We start from the raw sequence: 26,143 nt of genomic DNA on the forward strand, positions 1-26,143 counted from the left end.
GTTTGCCGTGGTGGCAAGGTGTTAGAACAACAGAGAATATAATGATGCAGGATTTGCGTCTGATATTAATCATTGTTGGCGCGATCGCCATACTCGCTTTACTGGTTCATGGTTTCTGGACGAGCCGTAAAGAGCGTTCCTCGATGTTCCGCGATCGCCCAATCAAGCGTATGAAGTCTCGCGATGTCGACGATGAGTCGGAAGACGACGTTGATGACAATGTTGAAGGCGTGGGTGAAGTTCGTGTCCACAAGGTTAATCACGCCCCTGGGGCCGCTGGGGAGCATGAAGCCCCTCGTCACGCGCCTCAACACCAGTACCAGCCGCCTTACGAGCGACAGGCTCCTCAGCAGCCTGTGCGTCCGCAAGAGCCGGTACCGCAGCCGCCCGTTCAACAGCCTTATCAGCCTGCTCCGCACGCGCCGGTTACACCGCCGCAGCCTGTGCAGCAGCCCGTGCGCCCGCCGGTTGTCGAACAACCGCAGCCCGTGCCGCCGGTACACCAGCCTCAGCCTGTTGCTCCGCAGCCGCACGTTGCCGCGCCGGTAGCAGCGCCGACGGCCCAGCCGCAGCCGGTGCAGTCGCCGCAGCCAGAACCGGTTGCACAGCCAGCGCCAGAACCCGCCGAACCGGTTAAGCCGGAGCGCAAAGAGACGGTCATCGTCATGAACGTGTCCGCTCACCAGGGCTCATACATTAACGGTGAACTGCTGCTCAACAGCATTCAACAGGCCGGATTCAAGTTTGGCGATATGAACATCTTCCATCGCCATCTCAGCCCGGACGGGAGCGGCCCGGCGCTGTTTAGCCTGGCGAATATGCTCAAGCCGGGGACGTTTGATCCGGACAACATGAGCGATATGCAAACGCCAGGCGTGACTATCTTCATGCAGGTGCCGGGCTACGGTGACGAGCTGCAAAACTTTAAGCTGATGCTCCAGTCGGCACAGTATATTGCCGATGAAGTCGGTGGCGTGGTGCTCGACGATCAGCGTCGGATGATGACCCCGCAAAAGCTGCGCGAGTATCAGGATCGTATTCGCGAAGTGAAAGACGCCAACGCCTGATTCGGCGCGTGCGTTTTCAACCCCTCCTGAACCCCCGCCTGTCGGGGGTTTTTTATCATTGATGGTGTGATATGCAATCTATAGAACAACGACTGAATGAACTGCGAGCGACGCTTCGCCATCATGAATATCTGTACCACGTTCTGGATGCGCCGGAGCTACCGGACGCCGAGTACGACCGCCTGATGCGCGAGCTGCGCGAGCTGGAAGCGCAGCATCCGCAGTTAGTTACCGCTGACTCACCGACCCAGCGCGTCGGCGCTGAGCCGCTGGGCGCCTTTAGCCAGATTCGTCATGAAGTGCCGATGCTGTCGCTGGATAACGTGTTTGATGAAGAGAGTTTCCTCGCCTTCAACAAACGCGTGCAGGACCGCCTCAACAGCAGCGACAAGCTGACCTGGTGCTGTGAACTGAAGCTCGACGGGCTGGCGGTGAGCATTCTTTATGAAAACGGCGTGCTGGTCAGCGCCGCCACGCGCGGTGATGGCACTACCGGGGAGGACATTACCTCTAACGTGCGTACCATCCGTGCGATCCCGCTGAAGCTGCACGGCGACAACATTCCGGCGCGGCTGGAAGTCCGCGGCGAAGTGTTCCTGCCGCAGGCCGGGTTCGAAAAGATCAACGAAGACGCCCGCCGGACCGGCAGCAAGGTGTTTGCCAACCCGCGTAACGCGGCGGCCGGTTCGCTGCGCCAGCTGGACCCGCGCATTACCGCGAAGCGACCGCTTACTTTCTTTTGCTATGGCGTCGGCGTGCTGGAAGGCGGCGAGCTGCCGGATACCCATCTGGGTCGCCTGATGCAGTTTAAAGCGTGGGGCCTGCCGGTGAGCGACCGCGTGACGCTCTGCGATTCGCCGGAGGAAGTGCTCGCTTACTACCATAAAGTTGAAGAAGATCGCCCAACGCTGGGCTTTGATATTGATGGCGTGGTGATCAAGGTCAACTCGCTGGCGCTTCAGGAACAGCTGGGCTTCGTTGCCCGCGCCCCTCGCTGGGCGGTCGCGTTCAAGTTCCCGGCCCAGGAGCAGATGACCTTTGTTCGCGACGTTGAATTCCAGGTCGGGCGCACCGGCGCGATTACGCCGGTTGCACGGCTTGAGCCGGTCCAGGTGGCGGGCGTGCTGGTCAGCAACGCCACGCTGCACAACGCTGATGAAATTGCGCGGCTGGGGCTGCGTATCGGCGATAAAGTGGTGATTCGTCGCGCTGGGGACGTTATTCCGCAGGTGGTCAACGTGGTGGTTTCTGAGCGCCCTGATGACACGCAGGAAATTGTCTTCCCGACCCACTGCCCGGTGTGTCACTCCGACGTTGAACGCGTAGAGGGGGAAGCGGTGGCGCGCTGCACCGGCGGCCTGATCTGCGGTGCGCAGCGCAAAGAGTCGCTGAAGCATTTTGTCTCTCGCCGCGCTCTCGACGTGGACGGCATGGGGGATAAAATCATCGATCAACTGGTGGAAAAAGAGTACGTCCATACGCCAGCCGACCTGTTTACCTTAACGGCAGGCAAACTGACCGGCCTGGACCGCATGGGGCCCAAGTCGGCGCAGAACGTGGTGAATGCGCTGGAAAAGGCGAAGCAAACGACATTTGCCCGTTTCCTCTATGCGCTCGGCATTCGTGAAGTGGGTGAAGCCACTGCCGCAGGGCTAGCGGCCTATTTTGGTACGTTGGATGCGCTGGAGGCCGCGTCGATTGACGAGCTGCAAAAAGTGCCGGACGTCGGCGTCGTGGTGGCTAACCACGTGTTTAACTTCTTTGCCGAAGCGAGCAACCGCGAAGTCATTGAACAGTTGCTGAAAGAAGGCGTCAGCTGGCCTGCGCCGGTGGCAATCAACGTTGAAGAGATAGACAGCCCGTTTGCAGGTAAAACCGTGGTGCTGACCGGCAGTCTGAGCCAGATGTCCCGTGATGACGCCAAAGCACGGCTGGTCGAGCTGGGCGCGAAGGTGGCGGGCAGCGTATCAAAGAAAACCGACCTGGTGATTGCCGGCGAAGCGGCAGGCTCGAAGCTGGCCAAAGCGCAGGAGCTTGGCATCGCGGTGATTGATGAAGCGGAAATGCTGCGGCTGCTAGGAGTGTGACGTGGATAAAGCGCAGCTGATTGAGATTGCCAACACCGAGATGCCGTTCGGCAAGTATAAAGGCCGACGTTTAATCGACGTGCCGGAGGAGTATCTGCTGTGGTTTGCCCGCAAGGATCAGTTTCCGGCGGGCCATCTTGGCGAGCTGATGCAGCTGACGCTGTTGATTAAAACCGAGGGGCTGACCCAACTGGTGCAGCCCCTTAAACGCTAGCCTTAAACGCGGGCCTGCTCTTTGGCCTGCAGTTTTTCGGTCTGCGCTTTGTAGCGGCGCGCCAGCACCGCGCAGGTCATCAGCTGAATCTGATGGAAGATCATTAGCGGCAGCACCATCATCCCCAGAATTGACGTCGGGAAGAGAATATTGGCCATCGGAATGCCGTTGGCCAGACTCTTTTTCGAACCGCAGAAAACAATCGTAATTTCATCGGCTTTATTGAAGCCCAGACGGCGGGCAACCACGGTATTGATCAGAATCACCACCGCCAGCAGCACGATACTGACCACGACGATAAACAGCAGCGACCCCAGACCGACTTTGTGCCAGATCCCGTTAACCACCGCTTCACTGAAGGCGGAGTAAACCACCAGTAAAATTGACGTCTGGTCGGTTTTGGCGATCCATTTTTTGTGTTTGCTGACAAATGCGGCAGTCCAGGGGCGGGAGAGATGGCCAAGCACAAACGGCAGCAGCAGCTGCAGCATAATTTTGCCCACCTGCTCGAGACTGCCGCCGGCGCCGTGAACATTCATCACCAGGCCGACCAATAGCGGCGACAGGAAAATCCCCAGCAGACTAGAGGCGGACGCAGAACAGACGGCGGCAGCTACGTTACCGCCCGCCAGTGACGTGAAGGCAATGGCCGATTGCACGGTTGCAGGCAGTATGCAGAGATACAGGAAGCCTGAATAGAGTGCCGGATCGACGTTAATGGGCGCCCACCAGGCGAACAGTACGCCGAGCACCGGGAAGACCACAAACGTACTGCACATCACCCACAGGTGCAGTCGCCAGTGGCTGCCGCCGGCAATAATTGATTCACGCGATAGCTTGGCACCGTGCATGAAGAACAGCAGCGCGATGGCGGCGGTGGTTAAATTCTCGAAAAATGGTACGAAATCGCCGCGCGCGGGAAAGAAGGTGGCGAGCAGGACGACGGCGATAAGAGTAAGCGTAAACGGATCTAAAATGCGGAAAAGTTTCATAAAGACTCCTGAAGATCGATGATGCTATTTTGCTTTTTTATTGTTGAGAAATAAAATTGATTTATTGCATCCATTAATGAATAAAAAAGATGAATTACTCTCTTCGGCAGTTAAAGGTGTTTGTGACGGTTGCGCAGGCGAAAAGCTTTAGTCGGGCGGGGGAGATCATTGGCCTCAGCCAGTCGGCGGTTAGCCATAGCGTAAAGGAACTGGAGCATCAGACCGGCGTGCGTCTGCTCGACCGCACCACGCGCGAAGTGGTGCTAACCGAAGCGGGGCAGCAGCTGGCGCAGCGGCTTGAGCGCCTGCTGGATGAGCTGCATAGCACGCTGCGTGAAGCCGGGCGTATTGGTCAGCAGCTTAGCGGGACGGTGCGCGTGGCGGCAAGCCAGACCATCTCGGCGCATCTTATTCCGCAATGCATTGCCCAAAGCAATCGCCGCTATCCGGATATTCACTTTGTGCTGCATGACCGACCGCAGCAGTGGGTACTGGAGAGCATCCGCCAGGGCGAGGTGGATTTTGGCATCGTTATCGATCCGGGCGTTGTGGGGGATTTACAGTGCGAAGCCGTGCTGTCGGAACCGTTTTTCCTGTTGTGCCGCGGCGATCATCCGTTTGCTGGGCTGCCGAGCGTGAGCTGGCAGGCGCTACAGGGGGCGAAGCTGGTGCTGCAGGACTACGCCTCGGGCAGCCGAATGCTGATTGATGCCGCGCTGCGCCTGCATGATATTGAAGCCGATATCGTGCAGGAAATTGGCCACCCGGCAACGCTGTTCCCGATGGTGACCGCCGGTATTGGTATTAGCATTATCCCCGCGCTGGCGCTGCCGTTACCTGAGGGGAGCCCGCTGGTTGTGAAGCGACTGACCCCAGGGGTAGAGCGTCAGCTGATGCTGGCGCGGCGAAAAAATCGCTCGCTCTCGACGGCCGCCCAGGCGCTGTGGGACGTGGTGCGTGAGCAGAGCCAGCTGCTGATGGATAACCGCGCTCAGGAGCCGCTGTATCAGATATAGATATCGATTTGACGGTCGTCGCTGGGCTTATTGATGCCGGTGACGGGGGCGGCAGAGGCTTCCTGTTTTTCTTGTTCCTTTTCCGCCTGCTGGCGCTGCAGCTGCGCCAGCTGTGCTTCCAGCATGGTAATCTGCTCCTGAATCATTTCCGCCCGCTTTTGTTTTTCTTCGGTGCTCCCGCTGCCGTCGGCGATTTCTTTTAGCTGCTGGGTGAGCTTCACAATCTGTTGGGTGATACGCGCCATCTGCGATGCGGCATCGTTACCTTCCGGCGCGGCGGAGCTGGTGGTGGCTTTCAGCGCTGCGATGGAAGTTGTGCTGATAGTGGTCATGATCGAGGCCTTATAAAGGGAAATATAACCAATATCGGCCTGCTAGCGGGAAGCTTGAGCATTGCTTCCCGCATTTGAGCATTAGAAATTGAATTTTACCGAGTAGATGATAGCGTCCTGATACCAGCTTTCGCCGAGCTTATCGTCCGCGTAGCGGTATTGAATACCGGTGGTCAGATGGGCTGTTGCGTTCCACCATACCGCCAGCGCGCCGTTCAGCCCTTCCTTACCGCCGTTACCGGCCGCATAGCTTGGATCCCGATCAAATTCGTATTCGTTCCAGTTGGTGACGGTGAATTTCTCATGGCCGAGCATAAAGCTGTACCCGGCAACCCACCCGGCCACGTAGCCATTATCACCGGTGTAGTAGGTCTGATCGGTATAGCGTTTAGCAATAAACGGCTTAAACCAATAACCGTTGCCGGTAAAGTTGTAGCCAAGGCCGTAGAGGAACATATCGTCGTGGAAATTGACCCGGTTCGGTGAGCCATAGGTCCCGTAGACGTGGAGATAGAGATTCAGCCCGGTATCGCCCAGATAAATGCGGTTGGTGTTTTTAAACGTATAACGCTGTTCGCTGCCGGGTTTATCGTGACGGTTGTTATAAAAATTTTCCCAATCGAAGAAACCGTACATTTCGCCCCAGCTGAAATTGGCGCCGCCTTCCAGTTCAAGATAGCCAAAGTCATCTTTATGCGACTTATTACTCGATTTCTCCGTGGTTCGGTTTGACCAATCAAGATAATGCAAACCAATATCGGTGAATCCGCCTTTAAATTCGGCATGAGACGCGGCGGGAAGTAAAAGCAGAGAGGTAATGGCAAGAATAATGCGTTTATTGTTCATTGTTAATTTCTCTATTTTTAGGAATAATAAAAACATGCCATTTGTATTGTTAAACCTGGCCCATTACCAATACTGTTTTTACGCTGAATTAATACTTGCAGAATATAAGTTCCGATTGATTTAAAATTACTATCGATTGTGAGAATAAATAGTATTGGTTAGTTCCATATAAGTATCGCTATAAACAGTGAATTATTTCATGTTCTGTTCACACTGTTTAAGGATAGCTATGACCCATCCTCATTTTTCAAATAACCCGCAGTACTGCGTTGATATTATTCACCGTTACAAGCCGGGCTTTACGCCGCGAGTGGCGTTTATATTAGGTTCCGGGTTAGGGGCGCTGGCTGAGCAAATTGAAGACGCCGTTGCCATTTCTTATGAAAAATTACCCGGCTTCCCGGTGAGTACCGTGCATGGCCACGCGGGAGAACTGGTGCTCGGCACGCTGGCGGGCGTACCGGTGGCGTGTATGAAGGGGCGTGGCCACTTCTACGAAGGCCGCGGGATGCGCATCATGACCGACGCTGTGCGTACGTTCAAGCTGTTGGGCTGCGAGCTGCTATTTTGCACCAATGCGGCGGGTTCTCTGCGCCCGGAAGTGGGGGCAGGCGAGCTGGTGGCGCTGAAAGACCATATCAACACCATGCCGGGCACGCCGATGGTGGGGCCAAATGATGAGCGCTTTGGCGAACGATTCTTCTCATTGGCGAACGCCTACGACGCAGACTATCGCGCGTTGCTCCAGACCGTTGCAAAGGAAGAGGGCTTCCCGCTGAGCGAAGGCGTGTTTGTCTCCTACCCGGGGCCAAATTTTGAAACGGCGGCTGAAATTCGCATGATGCAAATCATCGGCGGCGATGTGGTGGGGATGTCGGTGGTGCCGGAAGTGATCGCCGCGCGCCACTGCGGGCTGAAGGTGGTGGCGGTTTCCGCCATTACTAATATGGCGGAAGGGCTGAGCGATGTGAAATTGTCACACGCGCAGACGCTGGCCGCTGCCGAACTGTCCCGCCAGAACTTTATCAATCTTATCTGCGGATTCTTACGCAAACTGGCCTGATAGCCGATGACAAGGCCCTTTCGGGGGCCTGATGCTACGACAAGGAAATGATGATGGACATTACGTCTCGCTTAAAAATCATGTCGTTTTTACAGTATTTTATCTGGGGAAGCTGGCTGGTCACCCTGGGTTCTTACATGATCAATACGTTACATTTTACCGGTGCTAACGTGGGGATGGTGTACAGCTCTAAAGGGCTGGCGGCAATTATTATGCCGGGAATTATGGGCATTATTGCCGATAAATGGCTGCGTGCGGAACGTGCGTATATGTTGTGTCATCTGGTGTGTGCCGGGGTGCTGTTTTACGCCGCATCGGTCACCGATGCTGACACCATGTTCTGGGTGATGCTGGTTAACGCGATGGCGTTTATGCCGACCATTGCGCTGTCGAATAGCGTGTCGTACTCCTGCCTGGCGCAGGCGGGATTGGATCCGGTGACCCGTTTCCCGCCGATTCGCGTGTTCGGGACCCTCGGTTTTATTGTGGCCATGTGGTCGGTCAGCCTGCTACATCTTGAACTGAGCAATGTGCAGCTTTATATCGCTTCCGGGGCGTCGGTATTGCTGACGCTGTATGCGTTCACGTTGCCGAAAATTCCCACGGCTGAGAAGAAAGTGGCCACCACGCTTGCCAGCAAACTGGGGCTGGATGCGTTTGTGCTGTTTAAAGATCCGCGCATGGCGCTGTTCTTTTTATTCGCCATGATGCTGGGCGCGGTGCTGCAGATTACCAACGTGTTCGGTAACCCATTCCTGCATGATTTTGCCCGTAATCCTGAATTCGTCGACAGTTTTGTAGTTAAGTATCCTTCCATCCTGCTTTCAGTTTCTCAGATGGCGGAGGTCGGGTTTATTCTGACGATTCCGTTCTTCCTCAAGCGCTTTGGCATTAAAACCGTCATGCTAATGAGCATGGTGGCATGGACGCTGCGGTTTGGCTTTTTTGCCTTTGGCGACCCGTCGCCGATGGGCTTTGTTCTGCTGCTGATGTCGATGATTGTGTATGGCTGTGCGTTCGATTTCTTCAATATTTCCGGTTCCGTATTTGTTGAACAGGAAGTGGGGGCACATATTCGCGCCAGCGCCCAGGGGCTGTTTATGACCATGGTGAACGGTGTCGGCGCGTGGGTGGGGTCACTCTTAAGCGGCATGGCGGTAGATTATTTCTCCGTCGATGGCGTGAAAGATTGGCAAACCATTTGGTTGGTCTTTGCTGCCTACGCATTAGCACTGGCGGTGATCTTCGCTATTTTCTTCAGATATAAACACGAGCCGGAGAAAATATCCTCGGCATCGGTGGCGCATTAATTAACTCATCGCTGGTGGGGATTGTCGCCAGCGATTATTTAACTACAAGGAATCGTTGTGAAAGATATTATTATGTCATCCGGTATTGGGTTCGGTATTGGTGCGCTGTTTACGCTTTGCCGCTTACCTATTCCTGCGCCAAATGTGCTTCCCGGTGTTTTATCAATTGTATTTATGTATTTTGGCTATCTGGCCGTCAGGTTTATTTTTCACTGAGGGGTGTGGTAAGTTAATCCTTCAAATAGCCATTATGGAGCGTAATAGTGATGGGACGTGAGCACCGTATCGATCTTAAATTATTACGCTATTTTATCGCCGTGGCGGAAGAGCTGCATTTTGGCCGAGCCGCAGTGCGTTTAAATATGTCGCAGCCTCCGCTCAGTATTCATATCAAAGAGCTTGAACAGCAGCTCGGTACGCTACTGTTTGTGCGGCATTCTCGCAGCGTAGCGCTCACGCACGCCGGCAAGGTGCTGATGGAGGAGTCAAGACGCTTAATCGAAAGCACCAATCAGGCGCTGGCACGGGTTGAAAAGATTGGTCGTGGCGAGGCAGGGCGAATTGAACTGGGCGTGGTTGGCACGGCGATGTGGGGGCGAATGCGGCCGATGATGCATCGGTTTTTAAAGGAAAACCCCAATGTTGATGTGATATTCCGTGAAAAGTCGCCGGGGCTGCAAATGGCACTGCTGGAGAGGCGCGAGCTGGACGCCGGGATCTGGCGGATGGCGACGGCATTGCCAGAGCGCTTTTCTGCCCAGCGCCTGTATGAAGCATCGTTCCTGGTGGCTATGCCGGAAGATCACCTCCTGGCAGCCTGCGATCGCGTTCCGTTAGACGCCTTGCGCAATGAGTACTTCGTGACGCTGCCGTCGGTACATTCCGATTGGGCCTTTTTGCAGATTGTCTGTCAGAAAGCGGGCTTTACCCCAATGATCGTTCGTGAAGTGGTCGAACCGCAAACGGTGCTGGCGATGATCAGCATGGGGATGGGGATTACATTAATGGCTGACAGCTATGCACAAATGAACTGGCCCGGCGTGGTGTTTCGGCCGCTGGAAGAGCGGATAGCGGCAGATCTCTACCTGGTGTATGAGCATCAGCAGGTTACGCCTGTGCTGAGCAAGCTGATTGCAACATTTATGCAGGAAGGTTGTTAATCGCTGATAATTGCGGGTAAATCGCAGATAGCAAAAAAGCGCCTTTAGGGCGCTTTTTTACATTGGTGGGTCGTGCAGGATTCGAACCTGCGACCAATTGATTAAAAGTCAACTGCTCTACCAACTGAGCTAACGACCCGAAGTGGTGGGTGATGACGGGATCGAACCGCCGACCCCCTCCTTGTAAGGGAGGTGCTCTCCCAGCTGAGCTAATCACCCACTTCGGTACTTCACATTTTAACAAGAAATCCAGCTGGCGAGAAAGTGGTGGGTGATGACGGGATCGAACCGCCGACCCCCTCCTTGTAAGGGAGGTGCTCTCCCAGCTGAGCTAATCACCCACTTCTCAATTTCTTGCTTTACACGGCGGAGACTACATAAAGTAGTTGGTGGGTGATGACGGGATCGAACCGCCGACCCCCTCCTTGTAAGGGAGGTGCTCTCCCAGCTGAGCTAATCACCCCCCGCTGTGTGGAGTCGCATTATAGGGAGAGTTGAAAATGAGTCAACGCCTTTTCTAAAGAATTTGTTCGTTCGTCGTAAAATTAATCAATGCGATCGCAAAATACGCTATGTTGTATGAATTGTATGCAAAAAATGCAAAGCATGCGCTTGCGGTGGGAACAACCGAATGGGAGTGATAGAATATTGCCCACTTTTATTTCCAGGATTTGCCGGTTGTCGGCATCTTTATAAACGTAAGGCCATTTCATGAAAATCAAAACTCGCTTCGCGCCTAGCCCGACCGGCTATCTGCACGTCGGCGGTGCTCGTACTGCTCTTTATTCCTGGCTTTTTGCACGTAACCACGACGGTGAGTTTGTGCTGCGTATTGAAGACACCGATCTTGAGCGCTCAAACCCGGAAGCCATTGAAGCCATTATGGATGGTATGAACTGGCTGAATCTGGAGTGGGATGAAGGCCCGTACTACCAGACTAAACGTTTCGATCGCTACAATGCGGTGATTGACGAAATGCTGGAAGCGGGCACGGCGTATAAATGCTATTGCTCTAAAGAGCGTCTGGACGCCCTGCGTGAAGAGCAGATGGCAAAAGGCGAGAAGCCGCGTTATGACGGCCGCTGCCGCCATGGTCATGAGCATCATGCCGCTGATGAACCGTGCGTCGTGCGTTTTGCTAACCCGCAGGAAGGGTCTGTTATTTTTGACGACCAGATCCGTGGGCCGATCGAGTTCAGCAACCAGGAACTGGACGATCTGATCATCCGTCGTACCGACGGCTCTCCGACCTACAACTTCTGCGTTGTCGTCGATGACTGGGATATGGAAATCACCCACGTGATCCGTGGTGAAGATCATATCAACAACACCCCGCGCCAAATCAACATCCTTAAAGCGCTGAATGCGCCGGTGCCGATGTATGCGCATGTTTCAATGATCAACGGCGACGACGGCAAAAAACTGTCTAAACGTCACGGCGCGGTAAGCGTGATGCAATATCGTGATGACGGCTACCTGCCGGAAGCGCTGCTGAACTATCTGGTGCGCCTGGGCTGGTCCCATGGCGATCAGGAAATCTTCAGCCGTGAAGAGATGATTGAATTCTTCTCTCTGAATGCGGTTAGCAAATCGGCTAGTGCGTTTAACACCGAAAAACTGCAGTGGCTGAACCATCACTATATCAATACGCTGGCACCGGAATATGTGGCAACGCATCTGCAGTGGCACATTGAGCAGGAAAATATTGATACCCGCGTTGGCCCGCAGCTGTGCGAGCTGGTGAAACTGCTCGGCGAGCGCTGCAAAACGCTCAAAGAGATGGCGCAGAGCTGCCGTTACTTCTATGAAGACTTCAGCGAATTTGATGCCGATGCGGCGAAAAAACACCTGCGTCCGGTTGCTCGTCAGCCGCTGGAAGTGGTGCGCGACAAAATTGCCGCTATCACCGAGTGGACGGCGGAAAACGTGCACCATGCCATTCAGGCGACGGCCGATGAGCTGGAAGTGGGGATGGGTAAAGTGGGCATGCCGCTGCGCGTTGCTGTCACCGGGGCTGGCCAGTCTCCTGCGCTGGATGTGACCGTACATGCTATCGGTCAGTCTCGCAGTATTGAGCGTATCAATAAGGCTCTGGGCTTTATCGCCGAGCGTGAAAGCCAGCAGTAAGAGACCTTCGGGCACAAAAAAAGCGGGGAAACCCGCTTTTTTTACGTCTCGTTGTCGCTCAACCCGAGTCGCGACAGAAATCCGCATATTCCTTCACGCGCTAGCAGCCGGTGCAGACGCTGTTGTTCCACCGGCGTCATATTTTGCAGCACGTCGGCAATCTGCTGCCACACCACCTCGGATGCTTTTGCGCTGTAGCCGGGCGTGGGCTCATCTATCTGGTTGGTCGTCATCATGTGGCGCAGTGCGGGAATATTGGCAAGATAGTCCCGCACTTCCTGGCTCATAAAAATCAGCCGCGCGCGGCCGCCTTTAATGCCCGGTATCGGTTCGGTGCGCCAGCCTTGTTCGCGAATCCAGCGATTGATGGTCTGCCGGGTCATACCGGTGCGTTCGGCCAGCTCTTCAGTCGACATTTTGGCGGGAAGTGTTTTCATCACGAGGGCTTAACCACGAATTTCTAAACGTTGTAATAAACCGCTGATCCCTTCCCGAAGCAGCAGCGAGGTCAGCTGTTTCTGTTCCGACTCGGTCATTTCATCTACCAGCGTGAGCAGCAGCGTATGGAAAGGATTGTCGGTTGCGTAGGGGGCGGTGGTCTCTGCGGCGCGCTGAGCGCTATGGATGAACTCAACGACGTCCTCGTCAACGTGTACAAGTCTGGCTTTGCCGCCCTGAACGCCAGGGCGGGGAGATGTTTTCCATCCTTCTTTTCGTACCCATTTGTTGATGGTCTGGCGGCTATAGCCCGTCAGGTGGGCGATCTCCTCCGGCGTCATTCGTTCCTTGAGCATGCTATTTCCTGAGTTGCTGTGTGGGAATTACAGGTTCATGTTATAGCATCGTTTTATATGAAAACGTGACACGGATAACTCCTGTTTGCGAGCGAGCGTGGAAAACGGCCCGTTTGTCTGCTTTTTCAGCGGTTAGATGCTGTTAGCGAATTTTGCCGTTGACACTGTGCGAGGGAATTCATATTATGCCGCCCGTCAACACGACAGCTTTACGTTGGGGCTATAGCTCAGCTGGGAGAGCGCTTGCATGGCATGCAAGAGGTCAGCGGTTCGATCCCGCTTAGCTCCACCAAATCCTGCTCCCATCAGGTTTTGGAACGTAAAGGCGCTGTGGGGCTATAGCTCAGCTGGGAGAGCGCTTGCATGGCATGCAAGAGGTCAGCGGTTCGATCCCGCTTAGCTCCACCAAAATTTGAAACCCTCGCCTGATGGCGGGGGTTTTTTTTATCTCCTGTATGTACAAAAATACAGCGTTCCTCTTTTAAAAGACCGGTACAGATCAGGATTTCATCGCTTACGCTTGCGCCAATAAATTCGCGCCCCTAATATTCAAAGAGTCAAACTACGTACGATAAAGGATATCGGCAGATACGCATGACGGTCATCAGGAGTACCCCACTTAGGAAATTCTGCCTGGCTCTGATAATGAGCCTGGTGGCTATTCCATTATCCAGATATATCTCCCCAACCGCATTTTATGACGGGCATTCTGTATATCTGGCCTGGCTACCACTAGGCGTAATGATTGCCCTGATTATGCTTTTTGGTCGCCATGCTATTGCGCCACTAGCGCTTGGCTTTACCGTTACTAACTATTGGCAACTGCATTTATCCCCTTTTTATTCATTAACATTGCTATTCTGTCAGTTGGCCGCAGTTTGCCTTTGTTGCCTTATTTTACGCTATTCTCTAGGTCGTCGGTGGAGACATGGAATTCCTATAAAAAACATCGGCTTGAATGTCTTTTTGTTAGGCTTTTCTGCCCCGATAATGGCCAAGATTTTGATGTATGTTACCGGCGAGATAATTTTTATCCCGGAATTAATGTACAGTTATTTTAATATAACATCAGTTATTTATACTATCGTTGATATACAAGGGCTGGTTTGCGCATCGCTGATTTTTACACGCCTTTTTTATTATCCATTCAGAATGTGCCTCAACCCGCGCTATGCCAGATCATTCTGGCGCAGGAATATTGTTTGCTATACCGATCTCAGGAATAGGATATTTATTACTTGCTGGTTTATTAGCCTGGTCGGAATGTTGGTATTCCTGTGTGCGCCGTTCGGCGACTATTATTTTGCGGGTTATCTGGTACCGGCCATATTTATCTTTTTCTCTTTTGGCATCAGCCAGTTGGCCTATCCCCTGGTTGTGTTGACCTGGACGGTGTCCGCCTTCCTGTTGGTGATGTACAACAAAAACTTCCTTCACGGCATACAGACCCAGTACTCTCTGGCCTTCATACTCTCATCGCTGATCTCCTTTACGGTATGTCTGCTCTATCTGCTACAGGTATACCACCGCAGCCAGAGGCTGCAGTCAATGTGGCAGGCTCAGGCCATGCAGGATCCGATAACCGGCCTGCCGAACCTGCGCGCGCTGGAAGAATACATGATGAAACCGCGAGCGGGTTCCGTCAGCATCTGTTGCTTGCATATCGGCAACCTGGATTTTCTCAGCCGCCACTATGGCATGACTATGCGTATTCAGTGCAAACGCAGCATTACTCAGGTTTTACAGCCGCTCTTATGCCATGAAGAAAAGCTGTTCCAGCTGCCGGGCAATGAGCTGCTTCTGGTGCTGAACGGCCCGGATACCAAAGCGCGACTGAATCATCTGATTGATTTTCTGAGTAACAAGGAAATCCATTGGAACAATGCGGTGCTGAACCTTGAGTACGCCATTTCCTGGTCGCCGGTGCATCCCCGGGATAAAAACTTGCACCATCTGCTGGGCCAGCTGAGCTGGCTGGTGGAGCAGGCCGATGAGGGAAACCAAATACTGAAGCTGGATAACGGCCACGTTGAAGCCTTCGATCAGAATAGCGAACGGGTGGTGTTGTTGAATCGGGTTAAAAACGCGCTGGACTGGGGCGGCTTTGTCCTCTACGCCCAGCCGATCAGAAAGCCGTCGGGGGAAGGGTATTACGAAATTTTAAGCCGTCTCGTCGACGCCAGCGGGGTTGTGACGCCGGATAAGTTTATTCCCGTGCTGGCCCAGTTCAACCTCAGCAAGCGCTTCGATATGCAGGTGCTCGAGTATTTGTTCAGCTCGCTCGACGATCTTCCGGGAATGAGCTTCTCGGTAAATTTGATGCCCTACACGCTTATGCAGAAGGGCAGCGCGGCTGAAATCATCGCGCTGTTCCGCCGCTATCGCGTCGACGTGAAGCGCATCATTATTGAGATTACCGAAGAGCAGGCTTTCTCTAATTCTGACGTTAGCGTGGCCAACATCCAGCAGCTGCGCCAGTTTGGTTGCCTGATTGCGATTGATGACTTCGGCACCGGCTACGCCAACTATGAACGCCTGAAGCGTCTGGAAGCCGATATCATCAAGATTGACGGCTGCTTCGTGCGTGATGTTCTGAATAACCCGATGGACGCAATGATCATCCGTTCTATTTGCGAGCTGGCGAAGGTGCGCAATCTGTCGGTGGTGGCAGAGTATGTGGAAACAGAAGAGCAGCAAGCGCTGCTGTCGCGCCTTGGCGTGCACTACATGCAGGGGTACCTGATTGATAAACCTCGCCCGCTGTGGCAGCTTGAAAACAAAAAAAAGGGCCTGTAACAACGTTACAGGCCCTGTGATGCTCAAGCGTCGCGTTACAGCACCAGCGCGGCGATAGAAGCAGACAGCACGCTCACCAGCGTAGAACCGTAAACCAGCTTCAGGCCGAAGCGGGACACCACGTTGCCCTGCTCTTCGTTCAGGCCTTTAATCGCACCCGCAATGATACCGATGGAAGAGAAGTTGGCGAAGGACACCAGGAAGACGGAGATGATGCCCACCGCGCGCGGAGAGAGGTCTGCGGCAATTTTCTGCAGATCCATCATCGCAACGAATTCGTTGGATACCAGCTTGGTGGCCATGATGCTGCCGACCTGCAGGGATTCGCTAGCCGGTACACCCATGATCCAGGCAACCGGATAGAAGATGTAGCCCAGAATACCCTGGAAGGAGATGCTGTAGCCGAACCAACCGGTGACGGTCGCGAACAGGGCGTTCAGGGCGGCGATCAGGGCGATGAAGCCGATCAGCATAGCAGCAACGATAATCGCAACTTTGAAGCCTGCCAGAATGTATTCACCCAGCATTTCGAAGAAGCTCTGGCCTTCGTGCAGGTTGGACATCTGAATGTTTTCTTCGCTGGCATCCACGCGGTACGGGTTGATCAGCGACAGTACGATAAAGGTGCTGAACATGTTCAGTACCAGCGCCGCAACAACATACTTCGGCTCCAGCATGGTCATGTAGGCGCCAACGATAGACATGGAAACGGTAGACATCGCCGTGGCCGCCATGGTGTACATGCGGTTGCGGGACATTTTACCCAGGATGTCTTTATAGGCGATGAAGTTTTCAGACTGGCCCAGAATCAGAGAGCTGACGGCGTTGAACGACTCCAGTTTGCCCATACCGTTGACTTTAGACAGCACGGTACCAATGGCGCGAATGATAATCGGCAGGATGCGGATATGCTGCAGAATACCGATCAGCGCGGAGATGAAGACGATAGGGCACAGGACCTTCAGGAAGAAGAACGCCAGACCTTTGTCGTTCATGCTACCAAAGACGAAGTTGGTCCCTTCGTTAGCAAAGCCGAGAAGTTTTTCGAACATCTCGGAGAAGCCTCTTACAAAACCCAGACCGATATCGGAGTTCAGGAAGAACCATGCCAGCAGCACTTCAATGACCAGTAGCTGGATAACGTAACGAATGCGAATCTGTTTGCGGTTGGAACTGACCAGCAGGGCCAGAATCCCAACCACCACGAGCGCGAGAATAAAATGCAAGACGCGGTCCATATTTGCTCCAAACATGAGGCGGGTTAAATTTTCGTGCACATTCTATGTAACACAGTTAAATAAAACGAGATCTGTCTCTCACTATATTCAGAACCTGTGAGCAAACTCAAAATTAGTGATCAATCATGCATTTTTGTGATGTTAAGTAAATGTATGAAAAGTTTCCATGTTGTACTACTCTCTTGTAAAGCGTATACCAAACCTTCCTAACCTCCAGTCTGGCTATTGGTTCCGGCTATCAGAGTAATCATTATCACCTTCCCAAATGAACTTGATAATCATTCTCATTGTGTTAGCTTAAAACATAGCAAAGGCTATGTTTTTGAGGCAGAGAATGACAAACAGTCGGATTGAAACAAATCGTTGTCGCACCGCGCGCCGTATGCGACTCGCGCTGATGGGGCCGGCATTTATTGCCGCGATCGGCTATATCGATCCGGGTAACTTTGCGACCAATATTCAGGCGGGCGCCAGCTTCGGCTACCAGCTGCTGTGGGTGGTGGTCTGGGCAAACCTGATGGCGATGCTGATTCAGGTGCTGTCAGCGAAGCTTGGCATTGCGACCGGCAAAAACCTCGCAGAGCAGATTCGTGACCATTATCCGCGTCCGGTCGTGTGGTTTTACTGGGTACAGGCGGAAATTATCGCCATGGCGACCGATCTGGCCGAATTTATCGGCGCGGCGATCGGCTTTAAGCTGATCCTCGGCATTTCTCTTTTACAAGGCGCGGTATTGACCGGTATCGCCACCTTCCTGATTCTGATGCTGCAGCGTCGCGGGCAAAAACCGCTGGAAAAAGTGATTGGTGGTCTGCTGCTGTTCGTCGCAGCGGCGTATATTGTGGAGCTGATTTTCTCTCAGCCCGCGCTGGCGCCGCTGGCCAAAGGCATGATTCTGCCATCGCTGCCGAACGGCGAGGCGGTCTACCTGGCGGCAGGCGTGCTGGGGGCGACCATCATGCCGCACGTGATTTATTTACATTCCTCGCTGACTCAGCATCTGCACGGCGGCACCGCCAAAGAGCGCTACCAGGCCACGCGCTGGGATGTTGCCATCGCTATGACCATCGCTGGTTTCGTCAATCTGGCGATGATGGCCACCGCTGCGGCGGCGTTCCACTTCCACGGGCATACCGGTATTACCGATCTCGATCAGGCCTATTTAACGCTGGAACCCCTGCTGAGTCACGCGGCGGCAACGATTTTTGGTCTTAGCCTGATTGCCGCCGGCTTATCGTCTACGGTCGTGGGCACGCTGGCCGGACAGGTTGTCATGCAGGGCTTTATTCGCTTCCACATCCCCCTGTGGTTCCGACGGACCATCACCATGTTACCTTCGTTTATCGTCATCCTGATGGGGCTGGACCCGACGCGAATTCTGGTGATGAGTCAGGTACTGCTCAGTTTCGGTATTGCGCTGGCACTGGTGCCGCTGCTGATTTTTACCAGCGACGGCAAGCTGATGGGGGAACTGGTGAATACCCGCTGGATTAAGCGCATTGGCTGGGCCATTGTGGCCGTCGTGGTGGCGCTCAACGGCTGGCTGCTGATAGGCACACTGTTTAATTAACGTTCCGCTTACCGTGACCCGCTACAGGTCACGGTTTGCCAGCGATTTTTTCGCTAAGCTGGGCTTTGCGCCAAACAGCAGCGAACGCTAATGAACTCTTTTGATCTCTCCTTTTTAAAATATCTACAGGATAACAGCCCGCTGGCGGTCGATCGCGCGGTGCTGCGCTTTGGCAAAACCCTCTCCACGCTCAAACGCACCATGAAAGAGCTGAATGAGCTGCTGCCGGAAGAGGTTCAGATTCACCTTGATAATCCATTCATTACCACCCGTATTGGTTACAGCGAGTATATTCAGTTTTTACAGCGCGTACGTTTTAACCGCTATCTCACCACCGGCGAGGAGCGAGTCCAGGATCTTTTCGTTGCGCTGTGTCTGAACGATGTCGTCAATAAAAACGAGTACTATAAAAAATTCAACGTTAGCGCAGGGACGGTGAAAAACGATAACCCGCTGATGCTCAGCCGGGTACAGGAGAGCGGGCTAACGCTGCTGAGCATTCCGCGCAAAGGGTCACAGCTGGTGGGCGACGAATTTCGCCTGCGCCTGGCTGCCTGCATGTCGATTCTCAAAACCGTTGAGATAGGTGAGGGAAACCGGCTGATCGCGCATCAGGCTAACGAACCGATCAACCGCTCCATTGCTGAACAATTTCTCCACGGCTGCGCGCATGAAATTACCCTGGCGGCTGAGTACTATGAGCGGCTGGTCAGCCCGATGACGCGGCTTGGCTACAACGGGCGAAAGTATTTGTTGGTTTACCTTAGCCTCGCGCTGCAGCGAATGAAGCGCGGGCTGCGCATGACCGATAGTTCAGCCACCACCTTTTTGACGACCTATGCCTACGGAGTGCTGGCCGATCGCAATGAAAATACCGCACTGGATATGCTTATTGCCTCGCTAACCTTTACCTGGCGGCCCTTTACGCTGTACGACTCCCGGCTGATTCCTCATGTGAAACAGGCCTGTGAAGTCATGTCTCGCGGGCTGAACGCTGCGATATATAACCACGATGCCTGGTTTGAAGAAATTTACCATTTTCTCTACGCGGCCATTATCCAGAACAAACTGCACCTCTGGTTTGATGATAAAAAACTGCATGATGTTCAGCGTCGTTACCCTGATCTGTGGCACCTCGTGCAGCGGTCGCTGGAGAAGATTGAGCGCGGCTGGCAGACGTCATTCTCACCGATTCATCTGGCGACGCTGGTCCTGATCATTAAAAAACATGAGTTAAAGAATCGGGTCGTTAGTGACGCTAAAAAGCGGGTGATCATTGTGACTAACTCCTCGGAAAGCAAAGTCGGCTATTTCAAAGAAGTGCTGCTTTCCCGGTTTCACATTGATATTCTCGGCTGCGTCAATATCAATGAACTTGCTCAACTGCAGCAGCAGCCGTTCGACCTGCTGATTGCGTTTACCAATAAAATTGCCAGCCATTTGCGTCATGCTCAGCTGGCGTATGTGAAAGTGAATTTCTACCTGACGCAGGATGATTTCCAGCTGTTGCGTGAGCAGGGATTAAGCCCGGCACGCAAAAAAATACCTGCTGACGCGTTCGTGCAGCAGGTACAGGGAATGAGCCCGCAGGCTTTGAAGCGCTTTCTCGAGCAACAGTACGGTGATGTGTTTATTTAACCTGCGGCTGACGAACGCCCCGGCACCACACTTCACGCAGCGTTTCCTCGGCATCCAGCACCAGAATATCGGCATCCTTACCGACGCTAAGGCTGCCCTTTCTGTCGGCTACGCCGGCCAGGATTGCCGGGTTGAGGCAGGCAACCTGTGCCGCTGATACCCAGCCGTGCTCCAGTCGTTTGACCACGTTCTTCACCGAATCAAGGAAACTCATCTCCAGCGTACAAACGGCCGGCCAGTCCTCGGCATGAATCGTGCGCGTACAGCCGTGGTCGTTGGTGATCTCCAGCGCGTGCTGGCGGATGCGAAAGGTTTCCTGGCGTAAATAGTGGTGAAACTCGAAGCCTTCCGGAAAATCGACGTAGCCCAGACAGTCACTCATCATGACTAGCCGACGATCCTTTTTCAGCCGGTAGAGAATATCGAACACCTCCGGACGTAGGGTAATACCGCTCTGCTTGGCAACTTCGGCAAAGGTGTCTTCGTAATACATCAGCGCGCCGACCACGCCGGGCTCACGGTGGTGTAACCCACGCATGGCACTGAATGCATGGGTAAAATGATTCAGCCCCGCGTCGATGGCCAGGCCAATTTCGTCAAAGGTCGCGTCGGTGTGGCCAGCTGAGATGGTGACACCGGCCTGGTGCAAATGGCGAATCAGATCCAGCGCTCCGGGCAATTCAGGCGCCAGCGTCATCAGGCGCACATGGCCGCCTGCCGCCTGCTGATAGCGTTCAAAACCGGCAATGCTCGGAGGCTGAACGCAGTCCAGACGCTGCATACCGATAAATTTAGGGTTAATGTAGGGGCCTTCCATGTGGATGCCCACCGCCTCCGCGCCGTCAACGGGCGTTGCCTGTGCTATCCAGGCCGCGGCGTTGGCCAGGCTGGTCAGCAAAAAGTCTTCCGGCTGGGTGGCGGATGTGGCAAGCCAGGCGGTCACCCCCGCGTGCACCAGGTCCTGGCTCATGGCGCGCAGCGAGCGAGTCTCGCCTTTCCAGGCAAAGGAGCCTCGGCCCCAGCCGTGTACGTGAATATCGACAAAGCCTGGCATCAGCATAGCGTCACGGTAATCGATGACGTCTCCACGCGGCACGTCATCCATACCGACAATTTTTCCGCCGCTGACGTGCAGATAGCCGGCGCGGATCCCATCCGGGGTGACGATGCGTTCGCTGGCAAACGACAGCAGGGGGTCAGTCACCTTTGGCCTCCAGTACGCGCGCGGCGGTTTCAAGCGCCATCTCTGAGCACAGCCCAATGTAGTGCGCGGGGTCAATAAGCGCATCGATCTCCGCATCGCTGAAGTTCTGACGAATGACCGGATCGTGACGCAGGACTTCACCGTAGGGGATACCTTCATGCGTGCTGCGCATCGCCAACTGGTATACGCGTTCGTGAGCGGCGTCTTTACCCAGCTTTTCGACCAGATGCATCATGATTTTTTCGCTGTTAATCAGGCCGTGCGTCAGCTGTACGTTCTGTTGCATACGATCGGCGTTGATGACCAGCGTTCGGGTGAGCTCTTCGGCGCGCATCACTATCTCGGCGATGCATTCCATGCTCTCCTGAATATTTCCGTCGAAAATAAAATAGGCCGAACTGTCCGCTTCAAACGGCCGCGGGCTGACGTACAGGCAGGAGGTATGCACGGAGTAGAGCTTTTGCGCGTTGGCGATGATCCCTTTTGCCAGCTTCGGATTAACCTTCTGCGGCATCGTGCTGCTGCCCACGGTGCCTTTGGTGAAGGCTTCAGACACTTCACCAAACTCTTCGCTGGAGGTCTGATAAACCTCTTCGGCAATTTTGTGCAGGGTCGTGGCGAGCAGGCAAAGATTGCTGATGTACTCGGTGCGATACACGCGTGAGTTGCGAGAAGGGATTGCCATGGCCCGCATTCCGAGCTTTTGTGCAACGCTTTCCTGCACCCGGCGGCCGGTTTCGCCCGTCGCATGGAAAGCGCCAACGGCGCCGCCCATCATCACGGTAAAGACGCGTTTTTCGGCCTCCTGCATACGCTCCCGCGCGCTCAGCAGCTCGTCAATCCACACGGCGGCCTTGTATCCCCAGGTGATGGGCAGTGCGTGCTTTCCATGGGTGCGCCCGGCCATCAGCGTGGCGTGATGTTCGCGGGCCATGCTGGCCAGGTTGTGCAGAATATCGTTGAGAAAGCATTGCAGCACGGCATTAAATTGCTTCGCCAGATACAGCTGGGCGGTTTGCTGAATATTCTGCGTGGTCACGCCGTAATGGACATACTTACCGCTTTCGCTGTCGCAGGCTTTGACGAGCACTTTAATCACCGGCACGAAGCCGTGGCCAATTTCGCGCAGTAGGCGCTCCATTTCGACCAGGTCGATATTCTCGACACGACAGTTTGCGGCAATATTCTCCGCCGCCTGGGCGGGAATCATTCCGTGCTCGGCCTGCGCCAGCGCCAGCGCGGCTTCGACGTCCAGCCAGGACTGCACCCGCGCCTGCTGGCCGAGCAGGGTTTTCATTCCACGGTCATCAATCGTTTTACTTTTGGAGTCATACAGTGCGCGCATTTTCGCCTCCTGGTTGCTTATTTGGCGCCGACAAGACGGTCGTCGACCGCATTGCGAACAAATTCAACGTGTGGGCCAAAGACCACATGGACATGGTTACTTGAGGGGATAAAGGTCCCCAGAGAACCGGATTCTTTGAGCACGTCCATGTTGATTTTCTTTTGATCCTGCAAATCGATACGCAGACGAGAAACGCAGTTTTCGACGCGCTTGATATTGTCCCGCCCGCCGAGTCCATCAATGACCATGGCGGCGACCTTATCGTATTCCTTATTATTCAGCAGGGTGCTGTCAGCAATTTCACTTTCGCGTCCCGGCGTTTTAATATCAAACTTACTAATCGCAAAGCGGAACACGAAATAAAAGACAACGAAGTTCACAATGCCCAGGAGAATTAAACTAACCCAATGTGTGTTCTCGTACATCAGGCCGAAAATGCCAAAGTCAAAAATGGTACCGCGAATATAGCCGATGGAAACGTCCAGCATTTGCAGCGGAATAGTGAGTAGACCGCACAGCACCGCATAGACAATAAACAGCTTCGGCGCAATAAACAGGAAGGAGAACTCCAGCGGCTCGGTGATATTTCCAAGCATGGCCGTGAGCACAACCGTCAGAATCATCCCTTTGGCAAATTTCTTATTCTTAAAATAAGCCATGTGATACATCGCCAGGCCAATAGCCGGCACGCGGAATAGCGTGGTCAGCATCTGGGAGGAGGCGAGATAGCTGGTGAGGGTGGGCATGTACTCTTTCCAGGCTGGATGCGATGGCCCAAGCTCAAAGAGGATCTTATTCATCGCGGGCAAAATGCCAACGTAGGTTTGACCGTCAATCAGATAAGTGCCACCGGCCGCGGTGAAGCGCACCGTCGAGCTCAGCACATGATGCAGACCGAACGGAATCAGCAGGCGGTTTAGCGTCATGTAGATGCCTGCGCCAATATCCGGGGCCATCATGATGGTCGATACGGCGCGCATACCTGCGGTAAACAGATCCCAGATAAACGGAATGATCAGACCGACCGGGATCGCGAAGGCGATCGCCAGGATAGCCACCGATTTTTTACCGCTGAAGAAGGCAAACGCGAGCGGAAGCTGCAGACGGTAGAAGCGGTCGGTAATTTTTGCTGCCAGCAAACCGGCGATAATGCCGCCCAGCGCTTCGATCTTCAGCGTTTGTACGCCCAGTACCATCCCCTGTCCGACTAACGAAAGATCGCTTTTCGCCAGCGTCCCCGCCAGCTTCAGATGCACGTGCATGGCAATAAGCAGGGTCAGATAAGCGACCACCGAGGCAAATACTGCAATTCCCTTTTCTTTTTTTGACATGCCGTAGGCCACGCCCATCGCAAATAATAATGGGATATTATTAAAAACGACGCTGCTGATTAAACCCAGAGAGGATAAAACGGCCTTGAAAATATCATTACCTAAGAAGGGCAGTTTCTCGATCATATAGCTCTGGCCAAGCGCCGAACTAATTCCCATGATCATTCCAACGGGCGCGAGTACGGCGATAGGTAACAGAAGTGAACGACCGAATGTCTGAATTTCATTTTTAAAATTAGCATTCATGATGTTAATCCTGACGTGAAATATCTTGACGATAAGATACTGGCAGGATTTTTTTGCTCAAGGGCAAATGCTGAGAAATAAGAAGCGCAGGATTTGCCCATAAAAGAGCCGAAGGGCGTTTATTTCATTACGGTAACGATGACGAGGAGGAGAAGCCGACGCAGCTCGAAGGGCCGCGCCGGCATTGATATCATGGATTGGCTGCCAGATTAACGGTGCCCGTGGCCATGGCCGTGACCATGTCCGCGCCCCGGGCCGCGACGGTCATCGCGATCGCCCCAGCCGTCACGATAGCCGCGATCGTACGCTTTACGGTTGTCCCAGCCGCGGTGCCAGCCGTTATCGTGGCGATACCAGTGCTTATGCCAGTAATCACGATCGCGCCAGCGGCCGCCATCCCAGTAGTTACCGTAATTATCGCGATCGCCAATTTGTAATTTTATGGATGGCAGCAGGGTGATTTCACCAGCATTAGCAAACATCGGGGCCGATGCTAACAACACTGCCGCCAGAATCAGTGACCTGAACATACTTCTCTCCTATACGATCGTGGCCAGAAAGGCCTGTTAACGCAATATTACAATTCGGTAAACACCAGAATTATTGGGTTAACTCTTAAACCGCCAGGAGAGAGCATTTTTTGCTAAAATCGCTGTTATTTTATACTGTGCAAAATGGCGTCAATTTCTGCGCACTCTTCGGCGCTGAAATGGCGGTTTGCCAGCATATTCACTGCATCCTCCAGCTGCGCCACCTTGCTCGCGCCAATCAATACCGAGGTCACCGCCTGCTGGCGCAGCACCCATGCCAGCGCCATCTGCGACAGTTTCTGCCCGCGTTTTTCCGCCAGTGCGTTCAGGCGACGCACGGCGTCGAGCTTGCTGTCGGTTAGCTGTTCTGGCTTAAGGAATACGCTGCCGCTGGCGGCACGAGAATCAGCCGGGATGCCGTGCAGATAGCGGTCGGTTAACTGTCCACCGGCCAGCGGTGAGAACGCAATGCAACCGACGCCCTCTTGCTCCAGCACCGTCAGCAGCCCGTTTTCCGCGGCGCGTTCCAGCATGGAATATTTGGGCTGGTGGATAAGGCACGGCGTGCCCAGATCGTTCAGGATCGCAATGGCCTGACGCGCAAGTTCCGCTGGGTAGTTGGAAAGCCCAACGTACAGCGCTTTCCCCTGGCGAACGAGATGATCCAGCGCGCGCATGGTTTCCACAAGCGGCGTCTCCGGGTCCGGGCGGTGGTGATAGAAAATATCAACATACTCAAGTCCCATCCGCTTAAGGCTCTGGTCGAGGCTTGAAATCAGATACTTACGCGAGCCCCAATCACCGTAGGGGCCTTCCCACATGGTGTAGCCCGCTTTGCTAGAAATAATCAGCTCGTCGCGATAGGGGAGAAAGTCTTCGCGCAGAATACGGCCGAAGTTGCTCTCTGCCGAGCCGGGAGGCGGCCCGTAGTTGTTGGCGAGATCAAAATGGGTGATGCCAAGATCGAACGCGTGGCGCAGTAGCTGACGGCTGTTTTCTACCCGCGTTTCATCGCCGAAATTGTGCCACAGCCCCAGCGAAACGGCGGGAAGCTTGAGGCCGCTGTTACCGCAGCGTTGAAACGTCATGGTTTCATAACGCGCGGGATTTGCCTGATAAACCATTGTGTCCTCCGGAATTTCCGTTTGTGTATACGCTTACACTAGCGAATGTCCATTAGCTCGTACACTGCTGAAATCTGTAAAATTTGCTTTCCAGACGACTTTCTTATCAATAC

The 26,143-nt window shown here is 54.0% G+C and carries 23 protein-coding genes and 6 tRNA genes; 14 read left to right on the forward strand and 15 right to left on the reverse strand.

Annotation, left to right across the window (positions count from 1 at the left end; translation table 11 throughout):
* Positions 1–41 precede the first annotated feature (41 nt).
* The 3 genes from zipA (at position 42) to H7R76_RS07015 (ending at position 3,368) form a co-directional block, all read left to right on the forward strand.
* Positions 42–1,067 (forward strand): cell division protein ZipA, encoded by a 1,026-nt coding sequence (zipA, locus tag H7R76_RS07005; protein WP_182967339.1) that lies wholly within the window; start codon positions 42–44, stop codon positions 1,065–1,067.
* A 71-nt stretch (positions 1,068–1,138) separates the two neighbouring features.
* The gene (ligA, locus tag H7R76_RS07010) at positions 1,139–3,154 is read left to right on the forward strand and encodes an NAD-dependent DNA ligase LigA (RefSeq protein WP_106924180.1); all 2,016 of its coding nucleotides are present in this window, start codon (positions 1,139–1,141) and stop codon (positions 3,152–3,154) included.
* Between the two features lies 1 nt (position 3,155).
* Entirely contained in the window at positions 3,156–3,368 is a 213-nt protein-coding gene (locus tag H7R76_RS07015; protein WP_106924181.1) for a DUF3820 family protein, read from the forward strand.
* Between the two features lie 2 nt (positions 3,369–3,370).
* Here H7R76_RS07015 and H7R76_RS07020 read toward each other — a convergent pair whose 3' ends face one another.
* Entirely contained in the window at positions 3,371–4,360 is a 990-nt protein-coding gene (locus H7R76_RS07020; protein WP_106924182.1) for a bile acid:sodium symporter family protein, read from the reverse strand.
* Positions 4,361–4,449: 89 nt separating this feature from the next.
* On the opposite strand from H7R76_RS07020, the gene H7R76_RS07025 reads away from it, so the two are divergent.
* On the forward strand, positions 4,450–5,376 hold the full coding sequence (locus H7R76_RS07025) for a LysR family transcriptional regulator (protein WP_182967341.1): 927 nt from the start codon (positions 4,450–4,452) through the stop codon (positions 5,374–5,376).
* Here the strand turns inward: H7R76_RS07025 and H7R76_RS07030 are convergent.
* On the reverse strand, positions 5,367–5,708 hold the full coding sequence (locus H7R76_RS07030) for a FlxA-like family protein (RefSeq protein WP_106924184.1): 342 nt from the start codon (positions 5,706–5,708) through the stop codon (positions 5,367–5,369). The two genes, H7R76_RS07025 and H7R76_RS07030, sit on opposite strands and share 10 nt — an antisense overlap.
* An 81-nt stretch (positions 5,709–5,789) precedes the next feature.
* Positions 5,790–6,554 carry a nucleoside-specific channel-forming Tsx family protein gene (locus H7R76_RS07035; protein ID WP_182967343.1) on the reverse strand — a complete coding sequence of 255 codons (765 nt, stop codon included), beginning with the start codon at positions 6,552–6,554 and terminating at the stop codon, positions 5,790–5,792.
* A 229-nt stretch (positions 6,555–6,783) separates the two neighbouring features.
* On the opposite strand from H7R76_RS07035, the gene xapA reads away from it, so the two are divergent.
* Genes xapA through H7R76_RS07055 form a run of 4 tightly spaced genes read left to right on the forward strand, consistent with a single transcriptional unit; the run spans position 6,784 to position 10,087 of the window.
* A complete protein-coding gene (gene xapA / locus H7R76_RS07040; protein WP_182930218.1) occupies positions 6,784–7,617 on the forward strand; it encodes a xanthosine phosphorylase in 834 nt (277 codons plus the stop codon).
* 53 nt (positions 7,618–7,670) lie between these two features.
* Positions 7,671–8,927 carry a nucleoside permease gene (locus H7R76_RS07045; RefSeq protein ID WP_106924187.1) on the forward strand — a complete coding sequence of 419 codons (1,257 nt, stop codon included), beginning with the start codon at positions 7,671–7,673 and terminating at the stop codon, positions 8,925–8,927.
* 57 nt (positions 8,928–8,984) lie between these two features.
* A complete protein-coding gene (locus H7R76_RS07050; RefSeq protein ID WP_182930219.1) occupies positions 8,985–9,143 on the forward strand; it encodes a DUF1427 family protein in 159 nt (52 codons plus the stop codon).
* A gap of 50 nt (positions 9,144–9,193) precedes the next feature.
* Complete coding sequence (locus tag H7R76_RS07055; protein WP_182967909.1) at positions 9,194–10,087, forward strand: LysR family transcriptional regulator; 894 nt, start codon at positions 9,194–9,196, stop codon at positions 10,085–10,087.
* A 63-nt stretch (positions 10,088–10,150) separates the two neighbouring features.
* Here the strand turns inward: H7R76_RS07055 and H7R76_RS07060 are convergent.
* From H7R76_RS07060 to H7R76_RS07075, 4 genes are all read right to left on the reverse strand, one after another.
* Positions 10,151–10,226, reverse strand: a tRNA-Lys gene (locus H7R76_RS07060).
* A 4-nt stretch (positions 10,227–10,230) separates the two neighbouring features.
* A tRNA-Val gene (locus tag H7R76_RS07065) sits at positions 10,231–10,306 on the reverse strand.
* A 46-nt stretch (positions 10,307–10,352) separates the two neighbouring features.
* Positions 10,353–10,428 (reverse strand) — tRNA-Val (locus H7R76_RS07070).
* 46 nt (positions 10,429–10,474) lie between these two features.
* Positions 10,475–10,550: transfer RNA gene (locus tag H7R76_RS07075), tRNA-Val, on the reverse strand.
* 248 nt (positions 10,551–10,798) lie between these two features.
* On the opposite strand from H7R76_RS07075, the gene gltX reads away from it, so the two are divergent.
* Positions 10,799–12,214 (forward strand): glutamate--tRNA ligase, encoded by a 1,416-nt coding sequence (gltX, locus tag H7R76_RS07080; protein WP_182967345.1) that lies wholly within the window; start codon positions 10,799–10,801, stop codon positions 12,212–12,214.
* Positions 12,215–12,255: 41 nt separating this feature from the next.
* Here the strand turns inward: gltX and H7R76_RS07085 are convergent, their stop codons facing one another.
* Together H7R76_RS07085 and H7R76_RS07090 are read right to left on the reverse strand one after the other, a co-directional pair.
* Positions 12,256–12,651, reverse strand: coding sequence for a YfeC-like transcriptional regulator (locus tag H7R76_RS07085; protein ID WP_182967348.1), 396 nt, complete (start codon positions 12,649–12,651; stop codon positions 12,256–12,258).
* A 9-nt stretch (positions 12,652–12,660) separates the two neighbouring features.
* Complete coding sequence (locus tag H7R76_RS07090; protein ID WP_106924192.1) at positions 12,661–13,008, reverse strand: YfeC-like transcriptional regulator; 348 nt, start codon at positions 13,006–13,008, stop codon at positions 12,661–12,663.
* A 216-nt stretch (positions 13,009–13,224) separates the two neighbouring features.
* On the opposite strand from H7R76_RS07090, the gene H7R76_RS07095 reads away from it, so the two are divergent.
* The 3 genes from H7R76_RS07095 (at position 13,225) to H7R76_RS07105 (ending at position 15,804) form a co-directional block, all read left to right on the forward strand.
* Positions 13,225–13,300, forward strand: a tRNA-Ala gene (locus tag H7R76_RS07095).
* A 40-nt stretch (positions 13,301–13,340) separates the two neighbouring features.
* Positions 13,341–13,416: transfer RNA gene (locus H7R76_RS07100), tRNA-Ala, on the forward strand.
* Between the two features lie 186 nt (positions 13,417–13,602).
* Positions 13,603–15,804 (forward strand): sensor domain-containing phosphodiesterase, encoded by a 2,202-nt coding sequence (locus H7R76_RS07105; protein WP_106924193.1) that lies wholly within the window; start codon positions 13,603–13,605, stop codon positions 15,802–15,804.
* Between the two features lie 35 nt (positions 15,805–15,839).
* Here the strand turns inward: H7R76_RS07105 and nupC are convergent, their stop codons facing one another.
* A complete protein-coding gene (nupC, locus tag H7R76_RS07110; RefSeq protein WP_106924194.1) occupies positions 15,840–17,042 on the reverse strand; it encodes a nucleoside permease NupC in 1,203 nt (400 codons plus the stop codon).
* Positions 17,043–17,376: 334 nt separating this feature from the next.
* Here nupC and H7R76_RS07115 point away from each other — a divergent pair, with 334 nt between their 5' ends.
* Entirely contained in the window at positions 17,377–18,612 is a 1,236-nt protein-coding gene (locus H7R76_RS07115) for an Nramp family divalent metal transporter (protein ID WP_182967350.1), read from the forward strand.
* Between the two features lie 90 nt (positions 18,613–18,702).
* Positions 18,703–20,250 (forward strand): BglG family transcription antiterminator, encoded by a 1,548-nt coding sequence (locus tag H7R76_RS07120; RefSeq protein WP_182930222.1) that lies wholly within the window; start codon positions 18,703–18,705, stop codon positions 20,248–20,250.
* Here the strand turns inward: H7R76_RS07120 and H7R76_RS07125 are convergent.
* From H7R76_RS07125 to mgrA, 5 genes are all read right to left on the reverse strand, one after another.
* Positions 20,243–21,454: an N-acetylglucosamine-6-phosphate deacetylase gene (locus H7R76_RS07125; RefSeq protein WP_182930223.1), complete on the reverse strand. Its 1,212-nt coding sequence runs from the start codon at positions 21,452–21,454 to the stop codon at positions 20,243–20,245. The two genes, H7R76_RS07120 and H7R76_RS07125, sit on opposite strands and share 8 nt — an antisense overlap.
* Positions 21,447–22,799, reverse strand: coding sequence for a class-II fumarase/aspartase family protein (locus H7R76_RS07130; RefSeq protein ID WP_182930224.1), 1,353 nt, complete (start codon positions 22,797–22,799; stop codon positions 21,447–21,449). Before H7R76_RS07130 ends, H7R76_RS07125 begins: the two co-directional genes overlap by 8 nt.
* 17 nt (positions 22,800–22,816) lie before the next feature.
* The gene (locus tag H7R76_RS07135) at positions 22,817–24,376 is read right to left on the reverse strand and encodes a PTS transporter subunit EIIC (RefSeq protein ID WP_106924199.1); all 1,560 of its coding nucleotides are present in this window, start codon (positions 24,374–24,376) and stop codon (positions 22,817–22,819) included.
* Positions 24,377–24,585: 209 nt separating this feature from the next.
* Complete coding sequence (locus tag H7R76_RS07140) at positions 24,586–24,906, reverse strand: DUF2502 domain-containing protein (RefSeq protein ID WP_106924200.1); 321 nt, start codon at positions 24,904–24,906, stop codon at positions 24,586–24,588.
* A 125-nt stretch (positions 24,907–25,031) separates the two neighbouring features.
* Positions 25,032–26,030: an L-glyceraldehyde 3-phosphate reductase gene (gene mgrA / locus H7R76_RS07145; protein ID WP_182930226.1), complete on the reverse strand. Its 999-nt coding sequence runs from the start codon at positions 26,028–26,030 to the stop codon at positions 25,032–25,034.
* Positions 26,031–26,143: the final 113 nt, after the last annotated feature.

This window comes from Klebsiella sp. WP8-S18-ESBL-06 (genome assembly GCF_014169755.1).
Classification (GTDB): Bacteria; Pseudomonadota; Gammaproteobacteria; order Enterobacterales; family Enterobacteriaceae; genus Kluyvera; species Kluyvera ascorbata_B.